Origin of the sequence: Geotalea sp. SG265 (assembly GCF_022808985.1) — a bacterium.
Taxonomy (GTDB): domain Bacteria; phylum Desulfobacterota; class Desulfuromonadia; order Geobacterales; family Geobacteraceae; genus Geotalea.
This window is the reverse complement of sequence record NZ_JAKZFT010000023.1, coordinates 22,555-40,598: the sequence shown is the minus strand read 5'-3', so window position 1 is coordinate 40,598 and position 18,044 is coordinate 22,555. Positions and strand designations below refer to the sequence as shown.

Sequence of the window (18,044 nt, the reverse complement as noted above, 5' to 3'; positions counted from 1 at the left end):
ACTGAAGAAGAACTGCATTTCATAATTGAAAAGGTGAATCATCGACCCAGAAAATGCCTTAACTACCAGACACCACACGAAGTCTTCTTTCAAAATTCACGTGGTGCACTTGCAATTTGAATCCACCCAGCCAGGATTCGGTTGGTCGAGTGGTGTCTGCCCGATGAAACTGAATGCCGCGTATTTTTTCCCCCAAAATTGCTCCGGCAGCCCAATTCGTCTTGCGTCTTACATCTCACCTCTTGCCGACTTTTCAGCAGGTGTATAGGGTGAGGGAGGGCGGGTATAGAATTATGGATGGCCTCCATAATTGGTTCTGCGAATCAGAATTAAGCAACGTGTCCGGCAAATCTCCTAAATAAAGAGAATGCAAATCAAGGACTGGAAATCAACATTAAATCGGGTTAGTATCCCTCGAAGGACGGTTGCTGATCAATTTAGGATTCACCGGAGAATTTACTATGCCCTTAAGCGCAAATACCCTTATTCACTTTACTAACAGCAAGGAAATACTAAAGCGAATTTTGGAAGAGAACTTCCGGGTTTCTTACTGCAAGGAAACGGTGTTGCTGAAAGACCCGGAGGAAACAATATATCACGCCCCTATGGTGAGTTTTTGTGATATCCCATTATCTGAAATTAAAGATCATATATCTAAGTATGGCAATTACGGACTTGGCCTCACAAAGGATTGGGGAATAACAAAAGGGCTGAATCCAGTGCTCTACGTAGCGAAAAATTCGATGCTTGCTGGAAGCTACGAAGATGCATTCAATCATTATATTGGAGATGCTGAATTGCATGAGTTGTCAGCTGAACAAAAGTCTCTCATTGATGCTCTCCGGTACATTAAAAACTATGAGGGAGACTTAACTCGGAAGGGGAAAACAGAGCTAAATTACAGGTTTTCTGACGAGCGGGAATGGCGTTTTGTCCCACCACTTTCTGCGCCATGTCCCATGATCGTAGATGCTGAGGGCTATCTCGTTCATAAGAAAGAATGTGATGCTTATCTTGAAGAGATCAGGCTAGAGTTCGCACCCAATGATATCAAGTACATTATCATAAATGATGACTCTGAAATCAGAGAGTTCATTCACCACCTCAGGGACGCGAAAGGAAAGAAGTATTCTTACGATGAAGTAGACCGTCTATCTACCCGTATCCTTACTGTTGAACAAATCAGGTGCGATATGTAGTTCTAGAGGGTAAAAGGGGGGCGGCTGTTTTTTGATATAGTTTTCCACATTGGTCTCGCTCGCTTTTCCTCCGCTCATGCAACTACAGAGTCAACGGCGTCGCCAAGCGCGCTCCCTTTGGACACGGCTATAAGCACCGGTTACATTTAGCCGGTATTGCACCATCTTTTGACTCACATTATACCGACCTGCAGCGTCCTCTATACTCATTCCCCTCCTCAAAATTTGAAGTGCTGCCTCCTCCGGTATTAGCAGTGTCCCTGCAAGCCACTTTGCTTCGTCCTCTAATTCGTCGTCCCAATCCCGACACCCTCGATGGTCGAACGCTGGCATCGGAGGGTGGTGGAGCAATGCATGGGACAACTCATGGGCCACGTCACTAGTTTGCCTCACTTTCGCATGAGCATTATTGTGGACAATAACTCGTGCTGACCCATGAAAGACTGTGACAGCAGAGAATGCTCCCTCTTCCACAGACATAAATGTCTTTACAGCCTTGGGTGCCTCCTCAGCAAAGTTGCTGAGCGGCACGACTGGGATTTCCAGATGCTCTGCCAGCCTCCATGGGTCGAGTGCGGCGATAGGACCGAGGCCAAGTTCGGCGCGCACTTCTCTAGCGATTGCACTTGCCTCTGATTTGAAGCCTCGCCGCAGCCCCATCACTTTCCCTTTCGCAGTCTGTTGTATGTTGCTTTAATTAGTTCATCTAATGCATCGGCAGCTTCAGGGGTTAAGTTAGCATCGCTCCGAAGGTACGTCGATATCATTGCCAGCGGTTCTGCTTCTGCCTGTCCTTCCCGATCTCGGACAAAGTCATCGGCCCTCAACCCAGACCATGCCGTCAATGCTGCAAGACTATCAACATCCGGTCGTTTCCCTTGTGCCATTCTCGTTAACGTCGAGGCAGCAATTCCTGATTTGGCAGCTACCTGCCTCCAAGTTAGTTTTCGGGCTTGTCTAGTGGCATCCAGCGCTTGATAAAATCCCATCGCATCGAACCACCCCATTTTTTTTTCCATTTTCACTCCGTTCGACTCTTGCAATTTTGATTCACTTATGCAATAGTGTCATTGTGTTCGATTCTAGCAACAGGAACCCATATTTGCAATATGTTTTGTTCGTCCCCCACAGAAGCATCCTACTGGGGAGGCTTGAACTTAAATTGACACCTCGGAGGTTGGTGATTCATGGACATAACCCACAAAATACATGAAATGGGTAATCAACTGGATCGAGGTATTTTTCCAAGAGTAATGAATCGCGGACTCGTAAAGCCGGACGATCCGTCGGTTCTTTCAATAGTGCCGGCAACGGAGGAAAGTCATGAAAAAAGATCAGGAGAGACAAGACCCACAACTGGATCGGGGGCAGGGGCCGCCAGCGGGAAAAGGGCAGCCAGTGGATCATGGTCGTCAAGTGCCGCCGCATCGGTCGTCGGCACAAGCCTCGAAGAACAGTACAGAAAGGAGGTAGCCACTGTTTTACAAGTATATCCCGGGGCTAAAGTCTGGGCTCAGGCAGAAGGAATATGGCTTCTCACTGAGAGCCTTGTATTACCAGGCCTGTGGCAGAAAGCAGTATTCCTTACCGGAGTTCCCTTCGATGGGCGGCGCATCGTCCGGAGTTGGGGATTCTGGAAGGGAATCCCTTTGCGGCACCCTGTGTGGATTGGTCCAAGGCACACAAACTGTCCTGACGGCTCAATCTGCGCTTTTGAGGCAGATGACGGAGCTTGGACGATTGGAAATCCCCTTGTAACATTACTGGACATCTACACCGTCTGGGCCTTCCGGCATCTCCACCTACAAGTGCTTCAGCGATGGCCTGGACCACAGTCAGCACGCCACGCATATGAAAGGGTGACAGAGTTCCAGCCGACAGAATTATGCGGATGCAACTCCGGAAAGCTTTATCGTGACTGCTGTCAGCAGATGGACCTAGCGGGCGATCGTTGCCATCAGGCGATGAACTTCTTTAATGCAGGGTTTGGGGTACGTAAAGTACCTGATGCGGTTGTGAATCTAATTAGAACAGAAAATTCTCCTCCGGAAATAGGGAGTTTATTGCCTTTTCTTAGGGTGTAGCCGAGTGTGAGGGAAGACTGAGAGAAATCTGAGAATAGTGGGGTCAGAGAATAGTAGGTTCATGCTTGCATCTGGTGATTTACATCAGATAGGGGTGAGATACCTAGCTTTTACCCCGCTATCCCGTCAAAACATCCAAAGGTACATCCAGTGCACGGGCTATGGCAGAAAGAGTCTCAACCGTTCCCTGCCGCTTGCCGGTCTCGATCTGCGAAAGATAAGGCTTGCTGATTCCCGCCCGCGTTGCGAGTTCCTGCTGGGTCAGGCCGCGATGCTCACGCCAGAGTTTTACCGGCGATTCTCCCGCAACCTCACGACGCATGATTTCGTCAGGGATGAGAAACTCCCGGCCGGCAGTATAGGCTTCGTGAAATTCGGCAACGGCTCGCGCATCAGCTTCATCCTCAAGCAGTTCCAGGAAATGCTGATAATCCACGTATGGAATAACAGCAAATTCAGGTTTGCCGTCTTTTTCGATAATCTGTGCTTTCATTGGTACACCTCTCCTCGCGGCGCGATACGTACTACTGCTATCACAAGGGCATGCTCGTGGATCGTGTAGACTATCCGCCAATCGCCTACGCGTAGCCGGTAACCCGGATGACCGGTGAGTTTCTTAACGTTGTTGTTTGGCGCCATAGGGTCGGTAGCCAACGCGTCGATCTTCTCTATGATCAACCTTGCCGTATTACGCGGCATGGCTTTCAGCGCCTTTCGGGCTACCTTCGAGTATTCAATGGAGAACATGTTTTATGTTAACATATTGCTAACAAGCGAGCAAACTTTTTGTTCCAATTATCACAATAATTCCTGAAGCCTCACCTGTGCCCTTCACCAAACCTCTTGCCTCTCATCCCACCACCCGTTATAATCCTGTTATAACAAAAGCCAAGGGAGCATCGTATGCGTCGAAAGATTTGCGCCATCGGCAACAGCCGGGGAGTGTCGCTTCCCGTCGAGGCCCTGGAGAAGCTGAAACTTGCGGTGGGATCGGAAGTGGATGTGCAGGTGGACGAAGAACACGGGCGGATAGTCATCGAGCCGGTGAAACCGGCTTCCTATGCGGAAGGGGTGGATGAAGCCTTTGCCGCGCAGGTCAATGATTTCATCGAGCAGTACAAACCGGCGTTGAAAAAGCTCGCCGAATGATTAATTACCTGACGGCGCAGCAGATACTCTTCATCCACTACCGCCTTATCGAGACGACCGGCGGCAGCCATGGCGTCCGCGATCTGGGCCTCTTGCAGGCTGCTGCAGCAAGGCCCCAGGCGACCTTCGACGGTGGAGACCTCTATCCCGATATTTTTGCCAAGGCAGCTGCACTGATGGAGTCCATAATCAAAAATCACCCCTTTGTGGACGGCAACAAGCGAACGGGGATTACCACAGCCGGGTTGTTGCTTCAGTTCAATGGCTTCCGTCTCCAAACAACGCAGGATGAGCTCTATCGCTTTACCATGGCCATGGCTGCTGGTGAGGCCGGTGCCAAGGAAGTGGAGACCTGGTTACGCAGCCGGGCCATACCTTTATGATGTAGTTGGATAAAAAATGATGCCGGACTCTTTAAAATCCGGCATCCAAAAGAAGACAGGCCTGCCTAACCCCTCCAGTAGCACGACCCACCATGATTGCAATAAACCCTTTATACTTGAGCTAAAGCTTGATCTAAATCGGCGATGATGTCATTGACGTTCTCGATGCCGACGGAGAGGCGAATAAAATCCGGCGTTACGCCGGCGGAAAGCTGCTCTTCCGGACTCAACTGCTGATGGGTGGTCGAAGCCGGGTGAATGACGAGCGACTTGGCATCGCCGATATTGGCCAGCAGCGAATGCAGCTTCAGTGAGTTGATGAACTTTTTCCCTTCCTCCACTCCTCCTCCCTTGATGCCGAAGCCGACCAGGGCGCCATACAATCCGCGGGTATGATACTTTTGAGCCGTTTTAAATGACGGATGATCTGCCAGACCGGGATAGGTGACCCAGCCGACCTTGGGATGCTCCTTGAGATGTTTGGCCACTGCCAGTGCGTTGGTACTGTGGCGCTCCAGGCGCAGGTGCAGCGTCTCCAAGCCCTGCAGGAGGAGGAATGAGTTGAAAGGGGAGAGGGCCGGTCCAATGTCCCGCAGTAACTGGACGCGGACCTTGATGATGTAGGCGATGTTGCCCAGGGCCTGCCAGAAATTGATGCCATGGTAGGATGGATCGGGCTCGGACAACTGGGGAAATTTGTCGTTGCCCCAGTTGAAGGTGCCGCCATCGACGATGACGCCGCCTATGGAAGTGCCGTGGCCGCCGATGAACTTGGTCGCCGAATGGACGACGATGTCGGCGCCGTGCTTCAGCGGCTGCACCAGGTAGGGTGACGGGGTCGTGTTGTCCACGATCAGCGGGATGTTGTGTTCATGGGCAATAGCCGCTACCTTTTCGATGTCCAGCGTGTCCAGTTTCGGATTGCCGACGGTCTCTCCATAGAGCAGCTTGGTTTTCGGCGTGATCGCCTTGCGGAAGTTTTCCGGATCCGATGGATCGACAAATTTTACCGTCACCCCCAGCTGCGGCAGGGTGTAGTGGAACAGGTTGAAGGTGCCGCCATAGAGGCTGGTTGCAGAAACGATCTCGTCCCCCGCGTGGGCCAGGGTGAGGATAGCCAGGGTGATGGCCGACTGGCCTGAGGCAACCGCCAGCGCGGCAACGCCCCCTTCCAAAGCTGCCACACGCTGCTCAAAGACATCGGTGGTGGGGTTCATCAGGCGGGTGTAGATATTGCCGAACTCCTGCAGGCCGAACAGTCTCGCGGCATGGTCGGCATCGTTGAAAACATAGGATGTGGTCTGGTAAATGGGTACCGCCCGTGAATTCGTGGCGGGATCGGGCTTCTGGCCGGCGTGAAGGGCCAAGGTTTCTGCTGAAAATGTCTGAGTTTCGCTCATACTGTGTGTAACCTCCTCGTTTATATCTCTGCTTAGTGAATGGTGCCGTTATCGATCCGAACCGTTCGGTCTGCTTTTGCGGCAAGATGGTGATCATGGGTGACCAGCACCAGCGCGCTGCCGCTTTTGGGCAGGCTCAACAGGTACTCGCCGATCTGGCCTGCCAACTCCTGGTCCAGGTCGTTGGTCGGTTCATCGGCAAATACTACCTCCGGCCCCAGCAACAGCGCCCTGGCAATGGCTACCCGGCGTTTCTGGCCAATGCTCAACTGGTGCGGCAGATGCTTCAGGCGGTGTCCCAGGCCGAACGATTCCAGTGTTACTTTTGCTGCGGCATCGAGATTCGGTCTTCGTGCCAGTCGGGCTGGTACCAGTACATTATCCAGCACCGACAGTGATCCGATCAGTTGCGGGTTTTGGAAGATGAAGCCAAAGGAGCGGTTACGCAGCCGGGACCGCTCGTCGTCGGAGAGGCTAGATACCGGCTGTCCGTTGAACCGCACCTCACCCTGGGATGGCTGAAGCAACAGGCCGAAGATGGACATCAGTGTTGATTTGCCGCTGCCAGAAGGCCCGGTAACCGCCACTGACTGACCTGCCGTTACCCCTAACGACACCTCCCTGATGATGGTATCGTCGTCGAACTTCTTGTTTACATCGATCATTTCCAGCAACATCTAGTAGACCTCATTCAATCAATGTCTCCCATGGCCATGGCCGACGATGGGTCGATGCCGGCGCTTTTGATGCCCGGTATCAGGGCGGCGATCAGGCCGAGCAGGGTAAAGGCGCCGGAGATTGCCAGTATTCCAACCGTAATGTCCATTGGCGACGGGTCAAGAAGGGGAAAGGCGGCCTGCCGTTCCAGCAGGTGGAGCACTGCTGCATTGAGGCAGTAACCCAGGACCAATCCGGCAGCAACGCCACCCCAGGTTAAAAACAACGCCTCGCCGGCTACCAGCAATTTCAAATCTCTGCGGGTGGCGCCCAGGGCACGGTAGAGCCCCCACTCACCCTTGCGGTCCCAGGCCAGGGAAAAGAAGCGGGCGAAAAGCTGGATGATTGAAGAGACGGCGGCCAGCGTCCCGGCGCAGAGCATGACCAGAAACAGCACATCCATCTGGTCCTTGATCCGCTGCAGCACCACTGATGCCTGAATGACCCGGACCCTGCCGGTGCGTTCGATGGCTTTGACCACCGTGCCACGGTCGAAATCGTTGTCCACGTCTACCAGCACTGCCGAAACAGCCCGGCTGACGTCGCCTTGATTGCCGAGAAAGGTCTGAAAATAGGGAATGGTTTTTACCAAGTCGCGGGTGGCATCGATGGGCATCAGCACCGAGTAGTCCAGGCTTGTCGCCGTCGGCTCCAAAACTGCCGCCACCCGCACCTTCTTTTTCAGGATGGTGGCTGTTTGCCCGGAAAAGCCCTTGACCCCGGAGCCGACGATCACCTGGTCCGGCGCCAGACCACCACCGGGCAGGCGTTTAATCCAGGAAAGAACCAGCCAGTCCGACCTTTGATCGAAACCGATCAGGCGGGTAGCCCCGATCAGGGTGCAGCAGGTCTCATTGAGGGTCTGGGCGAAGAATTGTGGCGTGGTGCGCCTTACGCCGGGAATCTTGGCGATTTGCCCTTCGATCTCCCGGTTCATGTAGACATTGTACGGCTGACCAGTAAAAAGCAGCATTTCCGGCTCGACGATGGAGTCCGCAGGTATTACAAGCAGATCTGCGCCCAGCCGCTTTTTGCCGGCGTCAAGCCCCAGGGAAACGCTTAGATAGAGCAGGTAGATGGCGAAGAATATCCCCACGCTGAAGACCACCGCCGTCAGCGTGGAGAGGGACTGCACCCATCTTCTGGTCAGGCTATGTCCGATGATCCGCAGCATTATTTTTTATTGCTTACGGCCTGGGACGCATAGGCATTGGTATATACATCCTTGGCCACGATCTGGCCCTTTTTCAGCTTTCCTTCCCGGACCAGCAGATCGATCCACCACTGCACTTCCTTGTCGCTGGGGACTTTGCCGTCTTTGTAGTATTCCCAGCTGCCGACATATCTGGGGTCGAGGCCTCTCCGCTTGGCAAAGATCCGGGCAGCTTCATCATGGTGTTTGTTGGTCCAGTTGGAAGCCTTGACCAGCACCTTGACGAATTTCTTCACCACTTCGGGGTGCTCGCGAATCAGCTCTTCGCTGGTGAAGTAGGGGAGCATCCCGGTCCGTCCTTTATCGACCACGTAATCGCTGAATACCTCACGGGCGCCACCAGCCTTTGTCGCTTTCTCGTAATAGGGTGAGTGAAGAACGGCCACGTCGATCTGCCCCTGTTTCAGCACCTGTTCCTGGTTGGCATCGGGGATGACGACAAACTGGACATCTTTATCGAGACCATTTCGCTTGAGATACTCTTTGAGCACATACTCAGAACAGGCGCCAAAGCTGTTGATGCCGATCTTTTTCCCTTTGAAATCCTTGACGCTTTTGATGCTGGTGTTTTCGCCACTGACCAGATACTTCATATGGGGACGCTCGGCGGTTGTCCTGGCACCGGCAGAGATGATCTTCAGTTTTGCTCCCCCGGCATTAGCGGTAAGTACCAGGGGGGTGTGCCGGTTGGCGAAGTCGATGGACCGGGAAGCGACCGAAGGTACCAGCTGGGCCGCCGGGATCTCGCCGACCCATTTGATCTTCAGCCCTTCTTCCTCGAACCATCCCTTTTCATCGGCGATGTAGACCGGATCGAACCACTGGATGTTGGCATATTTCACCTCGAAGGGCGCCTGGCTTCCCTTTTTCTTGGCCGTCTCCGCTGAGGCTGCCCCGACGGCTGTCAGCATGGTGCCGGCCAGCACGAGGGATGCCAGGCGAAAAATTCCATTCCTGAACATGTTTTCCATTCTGCTTCTCCTTTTATTGTTGTTGTGTCTATCCATTAGCCCTTAACTGGCGCCATTTCGTTGCCCGTTGCTCCAGCAGGAGCAGAGCATGATTGATCAGAAGACCGAACAGACAGAGGGTGATGATTGCGGCGTACATTTCCGGAATCCTGAAGGTCTCCTGGGAATTGAGGACGAGAAAGCCCAGTCCCGAATTGGCCCCGACCATTTCAGCGGCAACGAGCACCATGAATGCATAGGATGCACCCAGGCGTATGCCGGTGAACATGGAAGGAGCCGCTGCAGGGATGATGATATTAACGAGCAGCTTCACCCCCCGGGCATCCATGGAACGGGCCGACCTGATCAGGATCGGATCGATGTTTTTCACCCCGACGATGCTGTTCAGGAGGATCGGCCAGAACGATGCCCAAAAGATGATGATGGCCTTGGAAACCTCGCCAATGCCGAACAGGAGGATAAAGACCGGGAACAAGGCCAGGGCCGAAATCTGTCGGCCGGCTTGCAGCGGTGCATCAACGACCTGCTCAAATTCCCTGAACCAGCCCATCAACAGGCCCAAAGGGGCACCCACCAGAAGGGCGACCAGCAATCCGGCAGAGATCCTCTTCAGGCTGATGAGGATGTGTGCCTGGAGTTCCTTGGCCGCGAGCAGAGCGTGGATGGTCTTTACGACTTCGGAAAGAGGAGGGAGAAAATGCGGGTTGATGACCTCCAGTTGGGGCAACACCTGCCAAAGCGCCAGTAAGAGTATGACTACAGATACTTGCAGAATTCTCGTTTTCATTGCTGTTCCACCCCTTCCGTCTGAGCCTGCAGCAGGAGGCCTTCGCCCAATGGCTCAGATCCCTTGGCCTGCACAGCTTTGCTGGAGCCACCATAGCCGTTCAATGTACCAGAATTCACCACTTCTTCACTTAACAGCTTCCATAGCTCATGCCTGACTTCCGAGAATGCAGCAGAGGAGCGGATGTCCTCCTCTTCATAGCGCGGTGTGGACAGGGGAATGTCCACTATCTTCTTGATCCGCCCTGGTCGGGAGGTGATGACCGCTACCCTTTGGGCGAGAAAGACTGCCTCTTCGATACTGTGGGTAACGAAGATGATGGTCTTGCCGGTCTTTTCCCAGATCTTCAGCAGTTCCCCCTGGAGAATCTCCCTGGTCTGGGCATCCAAGGCCGCAAAGGGCTCATCCATCAGCAGCACTTCCGGATCGTAGGCAAGGGCACGGGCAATGGCAGTACGCTGCTTCATGCCCCCCGAGAGTTGATCGGGATACCGCTCCTCAAATCCGGAAAGACCGACCAGCGCCAGACACTCGCGGGCCGTCTGAAGTCTCTCCCGCTTTGCTACCCCCTTCATCTTCAGGCCGAAGGCAACGTTTTCCACCACAGTGAGCCAAGGAAACAGGGCATATTCCTGGAAAACGATACCCCGGTTCAGTCCAGGCCCCTTTACCGGCTGTCCGTTGATCAGTATCTTGCCGTCGGCGCTGTTCAATCCGCCGATAATGTGCAGCAAGGTCGACTTGCCGCAGCCGCTAGGCCCCAAAAGGGCGAAAAACTCCCCTTTTTCTATGCTGAGATTGAGATCATCCAGGGCAAGACAGTCGCCGCCGGCCTTGGAGATATATCGCTTTGAAAGGTTTTCAATATCTACTGATGCCATCGCTCTATCCCCCTCTGTTAATAAATACGGTTTCCTGATGAACCATGCTGCCGCTGGTGTACCCAACTCCGGTAGTTCTCATCTTCCGGATTTTCGTCAAGTACTTCCCGCTCCCTGAGATAACGACCGATGTTCGTGCTTTCATATAATTTCCGGTCTCCTCCGACGGGGCAGACTTTGCAGCATATACCGCACGGCCAGCGGTTCTCACCTCGCAAAACTTGGTGATACCGGGTGCAGGCATCAACATCCATTTCGGCGATGATCGAGTCGGGGCGCGTGGTAAATGAGCTGGATGGGCAGAGTTTGCGACAGACCTCGCATTTGGTGCAGACATCCTTTTCGATCAAGGGATCGCCTGCAATTTTCAGCGAGGTCAGGATGGAGACCATGCGTACCCGTGGCCCATACTCAGGCGTGATGAGATTGTGGCTGTAGGCAATGGTCCCCTGGCCGGCATATTTGGCGGCAAACACGTGGCTGAAGCAGCCCTGGTACTTGTTCAAGAGGATCTCAAGATTTCCGTAGCCGTCACGGGGCATGAAGATGGAGGCGTGTCCTCGGTCATTGAGCCAGACCGAAAGGCGGAAGCCGATCTGGTCGAGGAGACTGTTGGTCGCGTTGTACATCTCCTGGTAATTGATGGAAGGGGTGCTCTCCAGAACCGGCAGCAGCATAGGGACGGCGATAACAATGACTGTTTCAGCCTTGTCCCACAGCGCCTTTGGTCGGTATTCGGGCAATACCTCGCCAAACTCTTCCCAGCGGGAAACTGGTGCGAAATTAACAAGGCTGGCGCCAAGGGATTTAGCCTTGGCAATAATGCTGCGTTTTGTCGTTTTCCCAGATTTCATAGTACCTCCCTTGCAGCTTTCATAAAGACTTGGAGGATGCCCACATGTAATCTGGACATGCATCCTGGTCTCCGGTCTTTCCGGTCAGCAGGGTTGTATAAGTTCGGTAATGCAAAGTTCCGCTAAAGAAACAAAAAAGGCCAAAGGAAGATTTTCCTTTGACCTCCGGTTTTCCGGTCAGCCATGCTGAAATCAGAATAGTTACACTATAAAGTCGATAGACTTATATTTTAAATTTGAAATTCTGTCAATAAGTTTTTTAGGGCCTCCTGACCTCGCGGAAGTGCATTGACATCAGGCAGGAAATTACCCCTACCCATCACGGCAGTCACATTTGGATGGTCATCGAAGGAGTGGGGAAGCTTTGACCGGCAAGAATTCCAGCCCATAGGCGTTGGCCAGATCGTCGTCGTTCCGGTTTTGGAGCACCATGGCATTAGCAGTAACGGAAGCCAGAACCTGGTGATTGCTTCCATTACCGGTCAGGGAGATTAACCAAGCCAACAGAAAGTGGTTGACATTAAGGAATGACTCGGCTATAAAGCTACTAAGTTGATAGACTAAAAAGAATAAAACTGGCAGGCCGACCGGCGAAACCGGAGGTGTCGAGCGTAGTATGCGCGACCCTCCGGTTTTTCTATTTTGAGCTTAAATCTGAAGGAATAAAGGAGACGGCTATGGGATTGAAGGAAGACAAAATAGTGCCGGGGCGTGAAGAGCGGGTTGCCGCCTGCATGGCCTTCGGCGGCTGTGCCAGCGGTATCGGCAAGCAGGACAAGATCTGTCTGAAGAACAACGAACGGGGATTTTCCCAGGCGGGGCTTTGCCAGCTGCTGCCGACCTTGGGGATGCTGCTGACCCTGCCGGAGACGGCGGTCATCGTCCACGGAGCCATTGGCTGCGGCTCCACCGGTTTCGGCATGAACACCAGTATCCGCCTCCATCACCTGTTGCGGGGCAACCCCAATGCCAAGGACAGCCTCTGGTTTTCCACCAACCTGGATGAATCGGACGTGGTCCATGGTGGCGAACAGCGCCTGGAAGAAACCATCCTGGCGGTCAACGAGAAGTACAAGCCCAAGTCCATCATCGTCATGCACACCTGCACCCCGTCCATCATCGGTGATGACCTGGTGGGGGTGATCGAAAAGGTGAGACCCCTGATTGACACATCGCTTCTGTATTCCCATTGCGAAGGCTTCAAGACCAAGGTCTGGGCCACCGGCTATGACGTGGCCTTCCATGCCATGGTCCACGGCTTTATCGAGAAGGACAAGGACGGCCCGCCGCCGAAAAAAGAGGGGCGAAAGCCGGGAGAGCGGCCAATCGTCAACGTCATCAATCTGGCCTCCATGGGCAAGCCCGATGAAGTGGAACTGGAGCGGCTTTTGAACGCCATCGGCATCGACGTGGTCATCGGTCCCAACTTTGCCGACCGGGAAACCATCCGCCGCATGACCCAGGCCGATCTGACCGTCAGCGTCTGCCCGACCCATGATGATTACCTGGTGCACTACCTGAACACCGAGTACGGCATCCCCTGCGTCTTGAAGGACATGCCCATCGGCCTGGAGAACACCCGTCGCTGGCTTCTGGACATCGCCGGCAATTTCGGACTGGAGAATGAGGCGCTGGCCCTGATAGAAGCCGAGGAAGCCAAGGTGAAAAAGGGGGTGGAGAAGTATCTGCCGGCACTGAAAGGGATCAAAGTTTTCCTCTCCGCCGGGGAATTCCGCGCTCTGGTGACCGGCGGTCTTTTCCAGGAGCTGGGGATGGAGATCGTCGGCCTGCGGTCCTACCACCACGATGATTTCGGCACCGAGTTCTACGACCGGCTGATCGAGGCGCAGAAGGGGAAAGATTTCCCCATCGACATCGCCAACTTCCAGCCCTTCGAGCTGGTCAACCTGCTGAAGAAGGTCGATCCCGATCTTTTCTGTGGCCATGTCTTCGACAATGCCTGGGCGGCCCGCCTCGGCTACCCGACCATCACCATATTCCGGATCTTCGATCACTATGTGGGTTACCGCGGCTTTTATGAAGTGGCGAAAAAGGCCGTGCGGAACCTGCGCAACCACGCCTTCAATGCCAAATTGAGCCAGAACGTCCCGGAAGCCTACCGCAAGGAATGGTATGAGAAGAGCCCATTCGCCTATATCAAGAGCGAGGCGGCTTGAAAGAGTGAAGAGTGAAGAGTGAAGGACTTCACCAGGACAGAGCCAACCTAATAGGAGATCCATATGAGTACCCATATAGAACGACCCCGTTACCAATGTGCCCTGGGTGGCGCGCTGGTGACCATAAACTCGATCGAGCGAGCGGTGGCCATTGTCCACTCGGCCCCCGGCTGTGCTGCCAGCGCCGACGGTGCGGCCACGGTCGGCGGCGGCTACTGGGGGACCACCCTCACCGACGGCCGGGCTACCCCCAGCACCAATATTTTGGAAAGAGAAGTAATTTTCGGCGGCGAGGATCGCCTGGCCGAGCAGATCGCCGCAACCTTGGAGGTGGTGGACGCAGACGTCTATGCCGTCATTACCGGCTGCATGACCGACATCATCGGTGACGATGTGCGGGCGGTGGTGGGAGAATTCCGCAAGCATGGCAAGCCAGTTATCGTTGCCGAAACCGGGGGCTTCAAGGGGGATTCCACCGTCGGGGCCGACTTCATCTGGGAAGCGATCATTACCCAGTTCGTGGAGAAAGGGTTGGAGAAGGATCCGAAGCTGGTGAACCTCTTCGGCTTTGTGCCAGCCCAAGACGTCTTCTGGCGTGGCAATCTTCTGGAGATCAAGCGCCTGCTCGGTCTGCTGGGGATCAAGGCCAACACATTCCTCACCCCCTTCGATGATCTGAAAGACCTGAAGGAGGCATCACGCGCCTCGCTGAACATTGTCTTTTCCGATGTTCACGGCGTCAAACCGGCTGAGGTTTTTGAATTCACCCACGGCACTCCGTTCGTTTCTGAACCGCTCCCCATCGGGCCGACTGCCACCGAGGAATTCCTGCGGCGGATCGCCGCGCAGCTCAAGGTGGATGATGAAACACTGGAGCGGGTGATTGCCGATGAAAAGGCCTATTACTACCGTTTCATCAACCCCCTGACCGATCTTTTCACCGACCAGGACTTCCAGCGTTTCGGAGTAGTGATCGGCAACGCCAACTATACCTTTGCCGTTAACCGCTTCATTGCCGACGACCTGGGCTGGATTCCCTATTTTACGGCCGTAACGGACCTCTTGAATGAGGAGCAGAAACAGGCGGTGGCCAAACGGCTTGAGACGATTCCGGCCGACCTGCGCCCGAAGCTCATTTTCGAGGCAGACACGGACCGGATTACCGAGCGCCTCAATGAGCAGCTGGCACAAGAGGATGATCCCTATGGAACTCCCATCAGCCCGGCCTTCGTTATCGGCAGCAACCTGGACCGGCCGCTGGCAGCGGGGCTCAAAGCGGCGTTCTGGGGGGTATCCTACCCCATCACCAACCGCATCGTCACCGACCAGTTCTATGCCGGATTCCGCGGCGGTTTGCACCTGGTGACGGAGCTCATCAGCGTGCTGGTATCCAATCGCTAAAGGAAGGAGACTCATCAAATGCCCATAAACCTCGACATATCAGAAGCGCCCATCCGGGAGGCCCGCCTGGGGGCCATTACCGGCTATGCCGGCACCCTTAAGGATCTTGTCGCCCGTACCCGCTGTGGCAGCACCATCAGTAACTGCGAGCGCAGCTTCAGTCAGACCAGTTCCTGCAGCTCCGGCTGTGCTCAGACGCTTTTGGCCAACATCGTCGATGCCGCCATCGTCAACCATGCGCCTGTCGGCTGTGCCGGCGACACGGTCTATCACAACATTGCGAACCATTACGGGCGGTTTTACCGGCAACAGGACAACCGCAACATCCAGTTGATCAACACCAACATGGAAGAATCGGACACCGTCTTCGGTGGTACGGAAAAGCTGCGGGCGGGCATTCTGGAGGCCTGGCGAAGGTTCCGACCCAAGGCTATCTTTGTCACCACCTCCTGCGCTTCAGGGATCATCGGCGACGACATCAAGGGGGTGATCAGCGAACTGAAAGATGAGGTTCCCATACCGGTCATTCCCGTCTCCTGCGAGGGATTCCGGAGCAAGGTCTGGGCTTCCGGGTTCGACGCGGCCTTCCATGCGGTGCTTACTGGCATCGTCAAACCGCCGCGGCAAAGGCAGCCCTCCCTGGTGAACATGATCAACTTCCGTGGCAGCGCCAGGGCATACATCACCCGGCTCTTCGGCCGCATCGGCCTGGAGCCCCGCTTCATCATTCCCTTCGCCACGGTGGAAGAACTGGAAACCATCTCCGAGGCAGCCGTTACCGCGACAGTCTGTACCACTCTCGGCAGTTACATGGGCACGGCCCTTGAGGAGCAGTACGGCATTCCTTATGTGAAGACCATTCCTCCCCACGGCTTTGCCGGCATCGAGGCCTGGCTGCGCGGGATTGGCGCTGCCGTGGGAAAAGAGGTTGAGGTGGAACAGCTGATCGCTGAGGAGCGCGCCGCAACCCAGGCGGAACTCGATGAGATCAGAGGTCGGCTCAAGGGGACCAGGGCTGTTGTCGGTATGGGCCCCAGCTATGCCCAGTCCTACCTGGGGGTGCTGGATGAGTTGGGGATCAAGGTACTGCATGCAGCCAGCTGGCACTACGACCAGCATTACGATTACGGCGACCAGCCGCCTGCCATTCTCCGGGCTGCTGCGCGTGAGCAGGACATCACCTTCAGCGTGGGGGACCAGCAACTGTTCGAGATCACCAATACCCTGTCACGGCTCAAGCCCGACCTCTATTTCTCCCGGCATCCGGGAAGCTCGGTCTGGGCCGCAAAACTGGGCATCACGGCAGTGCCGGTCATTGACGAATACACAGCCTTCGGCCATCGGGGTCTGGTCAACTTCGGCTGGCGCATCATCGATGCCCTGACGAACCGCAATTTCGTCAATAAGCTGGCCGAACGGGTCAGGCTGCCCTACAGCGACTGGTGGTACGGGCAGGATTCTTACACATTTCTTGAGCAGGAGGCTGTCTGATGGCCGAAGTGGTTGAACAGATACGAAACGTCTGCGCCCTTGGCGCATTGCAATCAGTGGTGGCGATTCCCCGGGCTATTCCCATTATCCATGCCGGTCCCGGCTGCGGCCAGAAACTTTGGAGCGGCTTGTCCAACGGCAACGGCTTTCAGGGGGCCAGCTATGTGGGGGGACATACGGTTCCTTGTACCAATGCCACGGAAAAGGAGGTGGTTTTCGGCGGTGAGGGCAAGCTGCGGGAGACGATCGCCAATACGCTGAAGGTGATGGATGGTGATCTGTACGTGGTCCTGACCGGCTGTACCTCCGACATTGTCGGCGACGATGTGGGAGAGGTGGTACGCAGTTTCAAGGCAAATGGCGCGCCGATCGTCTTTGCTGAGACAGGTGGCTTCAAGGGAGACAACTACTTTGGGCACGAACTGCTTTGGCAGGCGATCATCGATCAGTTTCTGGAGCCGACGCAGGTGGAACAAGGGCTGGTCAATGTCTGGACGGTCCTTCCCTATCAGGACCCTTACTGGGCTGGGACGCTTCAGGCAATCGGCAGTCTGCTCCGTTCAATCGGCCTTACCCCCAACCTGATCTACGGACCGGGGGAGGGGGTGGCTTCGATCCGCCGCATTCCGGCCGCCCAGTTCAACCTGCTGCTGTCGCCGTGGGTTGGCTTGAAAACGGTGAAGCGGCTGGAAGAAAAATTCTCAACGCCATTCCTGCATTATCCGGTGCTTCCCATCGGCGCAACGGAAACGGGGAGTTTTCTACGTGCGGTCGGCGCCTATGCCGGCGTTCCCGCCACTACCGTGGAAACCACCATCCAGCGGGAGGAGGAACGTTACTATTATTACATCGAGCGCTCTGCCGATCTCCTCTTTGAGACCCGGTTTCTCCCCGGCCATTTCGTTATCATTGCCGACAGCTTTTATGCACTGGGGCTGACCCGTTTCCTCATCAACGACCTGGGCTTGATTCCTGAGGTGCAGTTCGTGACGGAAAAGGTGCCTGAAGAGTATCTGCCTCTGGTGGAGGCTGAGTTCGCCCGTTTCGACGCGGCCCTGGTGTCGCCGGTCCATTACGGCGCCGACGGTCGCACGGTCCGCACCGAACTGGAGAAACGGACTTTCCGCGAGCGGCCGCTTATTCTGGGGAGTAGTTGGGATCGGGTCATCGCCCGGGAGCTCAAGGGTTATCCACTTTCCGTTGCCATGCCGGTTTCCGACCGCCTGATTCTGAGCCGGACTTTTGTCGGCTACGAAGGGGCGCTGCGGCTGACAGAAGACATCTATTCGGTAATCTTGAGCAGTTTCCAATGATTTTCAGTTCCCAGATCCGATGGA

The 18,044-nt window shown here is 54.9% G+C and carries 18 protein-coding genes; 7 read left to right on the top strand and 11 right to left on the bottom strand.

The genetic code is table 11. The features are described 5' to 3' along the window. Positions 1-461 precede the first annotated feature (461 nt). Positions 462-1,199 carry an abortive infection system antitoxin AbiGi family protein gene (locus ML541_RS18010; protein ID WP_243375167.1) on the top strand — a complete coding sequence of 246 codons (738 nt, stop codon included), beginning with the start codon at positions 462-464 and terminating at the stop codon, positions 1,197-1,199. Between the two features lie 90 nt (positions 1,200-1,289). Here ML541_RS18010 and ML541_RS19020 read toward each other — a convergent pair whose 3' ends face one another. The 4 genes from ML541_RS19020 to ML541_RS19015 form a co-directional block, all read right to left on the bottom strand. Beyond that, positions 1,290-1,679, bottom strand: coding sequence for an ImmA/IrrE family metallo-endopeptidase (locus tag ML541_RS19020; RefSeq protein ID WP_347710814.1), 390 nt, complete (start codon positions 1,677-1,679; stop codon positions 1,290-1,292). Between the two features lie 179 nt (positions 1,680-1,858). Further along, on the bottom strand, positions 1,859-2,218 hold the full coding sequence (locus ML541_RS18005) for a helix-turn-helix domain-containing protein (RefSeq protein ID WP_243375165.1): 360 nt from the start codon (positions 2,216-2,218) through the stop codon (positions 1,859-1,861). Between the two features lie 1,183 nt (positions 2,219-3,401). Further along, on the bottom strand, positions 3,402-3,776 hold the full coding sequence (locus ML541_RS18000) for a helix-turn-helix transcriptional regulator (protein WP_243375162.1): 375 nt from the start codon (positions 3,774-3,776) through the stop codon (positions 3,402-3,404). Next, entirely contained in the window at positions 3,773-4,030 is a 258-nt protein-coding gene (locus ML541_RS19015) for a type II toxin-antitoxin system RelE/ParE family toxin (RefSeq protein WP_347710813.1), read from the bottom strand. The genes ML541_RS18000 and ML541_RS19015 overlap by 4 nt, the downstream gene beginning before the upstream one ends. A gap of 156 nt (positions 4,031-4,186) precedes the next feature. On the opposite strand from ML541_RS19015, the gene ML541_RS17990 reads away from it, so the two are divergent. Together ML541_RS17990 and ML541_RS17985 are read left to right on the top strand one after the other, a co-directional pair. Beyond that, the gene (locus ML541_RS17990) at positions 4,187-4,432 is read left to right on the top strand and encodes an AbrB/MazE/SpoVT family DNA-binding domain-containing protein (protein ID WP_243375160.1); all 246 of its coding nucleotides are present in this window, start codon (positions 4,187-4,189) and stop codon (positions 4,430-4,432) included. Beyond that, a complete protein-coding gene (locus ML541_RS17985) occupies positions 4,429-4,815 on the top strand; it encodes a type II toxin-antitoxin system death-on-curing family toxin (RefSeq protein ID WP_243375157.1) in 387 nt (128 codons plus the stop codon). Before ML541_RS17990 ends, ML541_RS17985 begins: the two co-directional genes overlap by 4 nt. 110 nt (positions 4,816-4,925) lie before the next feature. On the opposite strand, the gene ML541_RS17980 is transcribed toward ML541_RS17985, so the two are convergent. From ML541_RS17980 to ML541_RS17950, 7 genes are read right to left on the bottom strand one after another with little or no spacing between them, the layout of a single operon-like run. Then, complete coding sequence (locus ML541_RS17980; protein ID WP_243375154.1) at positions 4,926-6,215, bottom strand: homocysteine synthase; 1,290 nt, start codon at positions 6,213-6,215, stop codon at positions 4,926-4,928. A 32-nt stretch (positions 6,216-6,247) separates the two neighbouring features. After that, complete coding sequence (locus ML541_RS17975; RefSeq protein ID WP_243375153.1) at positions 6,248-6,892, bottom strand: ABC transporter ATP-binding protein; 645 nt, start codon at positions 6,890-6,892, stop codon at positions 6,248-6,250. Positions 6,893-6,906: 14 nt separating this feature from the next. Beyond that, positions 6,907-8,106, bottom strand: coding sequence for an ABC transporter permease (locus ML541_RS17970; protein ID WP_243375150.1), 1,200 nt, complete (start codon positions 8,104-8,106; stop codon positions 6,907-6,909). Beyond that, the gene (locus ML541_RS17965) at positions 8,106-9,116 is read right to left on the bottom strand and encodes an ABC transporter substrate-binding protein (RefSeq protein WP_243375147.1); all 1,011 of its coding nucleotides are present in this window, start codon (positions 9,114-9,116) and stop codon (positions 8,106-8,108) included. The genes ML541_RS17970 and ML541_RS17965 overlap by 1 nt, the downstream gene beginning before the upstream one ends. Positions 9,117-9,144: 28 nt before the next feature. Continuing rightward, positions 9,145-9,903 carry an ABC transporter permease gene (locus ML541_RS17960; RefSeq protein ID WP_243375144.1) on the bottom strand — a complete coding sequence of 253 codons (759 nt, stop codon included), beginning with the start codon at positions 9,901-9,903 and terminating at the stop codon, positions 9,145-9,147. Then, the gene (locus ML541_RS17955) at positions 9,900-10,784 is read right to left on the bottom strand and encodes an ABC transporter ATP-binding protein (protein ID WP_243375142.1); all 885 of its coding nucleotides are present in this window, start codon (positions 10,782-10,784) and stop codon (positions 9,900-9,902) included. The genes ML541_RS17960 and ML541_RS17955 overlap by 4 nt, the downstream gene beginning before the upstream one ends. A 17-nt stretch (positions 10,785-10,801) precedes the next feature. Next, positions 10,802-11,638, bottom strand: a complete 837-nt coding sequence (locus ML541_RS17950) for a hypothetical protein (protein WP_243375139.1) — start codon at positions 11,636-11,638, stop codon at positions 10,802-10,804. A 677-nt stretch (positions 11,639-12,315) separates the two neighbouring features. Here ML541_RS17950 and ML541_RS17945 point away from each other — a divergent pair. The 4 genes from ML541_RS17945 (at position 12,316) to ML541_RS17930 (ending at position 18,020) form a co-directional block, all read left to right on the top strand. After that, positions 12,316-13,815, top strand: coding sequence for a nitrogenase component 1 (locus ML541_RS17945; RefSeq protein WP_243375136.1), 1,500 nt, complete (start codon positions 12,316-12,318; stop codon positions 13,813-13,815). Between the two features lie 63 nt (positions 13,816-13,878). After that, positions 13,879-15,216: a nitrogenase component 1 gene (locus ML541_RS17940; RefSeq protein WP_243375134.1), complete on the top strand. Its 1,338-nt coding sequence runs from the start codon at positions 13,879-13,881 to the stop codon at positions 15,214-15,216. An 18-nt stretch (positions 15,217-15,234) separates the two neighbouring features. Further along, positions 15,235-16,707, top strand: a complete 1,473-nt coding sequence (locus ML541_RS17935) for a nitrogenase component 1 (protein WP_243375131.1) — start codon at positions 15,235-15,237, stop codon at positions 16,705-16,707. Then, positions 16,707-18,020: a nitrogenase component 1 gene (locus ML541_RS17930; protein WP_243375129.1), complete on the top strand. Its 1,314-nt coding sequence runs from the start codon at positions 16,707-16,709 to the stop codon at positions 18,018-18,020. Before ML541_RS17935 ends, ML541_RS17930 begins: the two co-directional genes overlap by 1 nt. Positions 18,021-18,044 lie beyond the last annotated feature (24 nt).